Below are 1,203 nucleotides of genomic sequence, written 5' to 3'. Positions count from 1 at the left end.
CAAGACTTGCGTCATTCTCGCAGTTCCCCTCGGAGCAAGGTAAAGTAGGTACAAAATTTCACGCGGAACCTAGCATCATAAAACGCTCAGGCATAGAGCATGAACTAAGCTTTAGTGTACGTGCTCAAAGTTAAGAATCATCTATCGTGTGAGACAAACGACCAAGGATAGGGAGAAATGGATTGTTTACGACACTTGCGCTGATCACGGCTTTTTTTGCCATATTGATCGGTTTGAAAGCCGCCAGTCGGATATCGTTGCTGGAAAAAGAACTGTCGAAATTACAGAAAGAAGTTGCCTCTCTTCGCGTCAGCACGCGTCGCGATTCGAAACTCGAAGCCTCCCAACCAGAGCCTGACACATCGGAATCCAGCCTTGGGGCGGCCTCTTCGATGCGTTCAGATTCTGGCGACTCGGCGTTAAGCGCTCCAAGCAATATCGAGCCTGAATTTGAGCCTTCATACATTGCAACTCAGCAGCACCATAGTGAGCAAGAGCAAACCGAACTCAACCAAAGCCAGCAAACACAAGTTCAGTTGGCGACGTTTACTGAGCAAGAAGACCCACTAATCCAGAAGCACGCGCAAAAACTCATTGCTAACTTCCAAGAGAACTGGCTAGTTTGGGTCGGCGCATTAGCCATGTTGATCGGTGGCGGCTATCTGGTACAAGTGATTGGTAGCCATATTGAGTTTTCGCCACTTATGCGTGTTTCTTTTGCCTTTTCACTCTCGTTACTTATGGTACTCGCTGGCGAGTGGTTCCATCGAAAAGAGCAAAACAACCCGGATCGCGCCGCACGCGCTCAAGGCTTTACCTATGTGCCTGCTGCTGTCACCGGAACGGGGCTAACGGGCATTTACTGCACCGTCATTTTTGCCTTTGTGGTTTATCAAATGCTGACGCCAAGTGTCTCGTTGATCATCTTGGCTGCGGCGGCATTTTGCAGTTTAGCGTTGTCATTGCGACAAGGGCCGTTAATGGCGGTGCTCGGTTTAATCGGTGGCTACACAGCTCCGCTTTGGATTGGAGGTAATGAACCGAACTACTTTTTGTTAGCCGGATACATCTGCGCGATTTCGTTCGCGGCGACCTTATTGATGCAAAAAGTGCATCGGGCATGGATTGCGCCAAGCATCGCCGTTCCGCATGTCATTTGGATGCTGCTGTTGATTGAGAGTATTCCAACTGAACTGCTGTTCT

1 protein-coding gene is annotated in these 1,203 nt (G+C 49.3%); it reads left to right on the top strand.

All coding sequences use genetic code 11. The annotated features are described in order from the left end of the window. Positions 1-182: 182 nt before the first annotated feature. Positions 183-1,203: DUF2339 domain-containing protein (locus R8O11_RS24965; RefSeq protein WP_318194575.1), on the top strand; the 1,021-nt coding region annotated here is incomplete at its 3' end.

The sequence above is a fragment of the Vibrio sp. 1288 genome, assembly GCF_033344475.1.
Note: the sequence above shows the minus strand (reverse complement) of the source record. Positions and strands in the feature narration are given on the sequence as shown.